Source organism: Halalkalibaculum roseum (assembly GCF_011059145.1).
GTDB lineage: Bacteria > Bacteroidota > Rhodothermia > Balneolales > Balneolaceae > Halalkalibaculum > Halalkalibaculum roseum.
On sequence record NZ_JAALLT010000019.1, the window covers coordinates 1 to 443 of the forward strand.

The following is a 443-nucleotide window of genomic DNA, read 5'->3' on the forward strand; positions in this document are numbered from 1 at the left end:
GGGAAACCCAAAGAGCCTCCAAAGCTACTTCATCTCCGGCACGTGAGTCTTGCACATCATTATTAGTTTCCGTAGAAGCTACTGTACCAAAGCTAAAAATTGATGACCAGTTAGAGGTATCACCGTCTTCGGCAGCTTGCACTCTCCAGTAATAGGTTTTCCCATTCTCAAGTCCGGAGACTTCATGGGTTGTACTGCTAACCGATACATCTGTCACCGGCGAAGAAAAAGAGTTACTACTTGCCAGTTGAAATTGATAGTTGCCAATACCGGACAGAGCCTCCCATTCAAAGGTAAGTGTAGTTGAGAGGTCTGTAGCACCGTCTGAGGGAGATAAAAGCGAAACGGCCGGCGTACTGTTTTTTGCGGTACTGAAGCTGCGAATTGACGACCAGTTGCCGGTATCCCCGTCCTCGTTTGCCTGCACTCTCCAGTAATAGGTT

The 443-nt window shown here is 47.9% G+C and carries 1 protein-coding gene; it reads right to left on the bottom strand.

The features are described 5' to 3' along the window. The coding region (locus G3570_RS16305) for a fibronectin type III domain-containing protein (RefSeq protein ID WP_165143929.1) at positions 1-443 on the bottom strand (443 nt) is incomplete at both ends.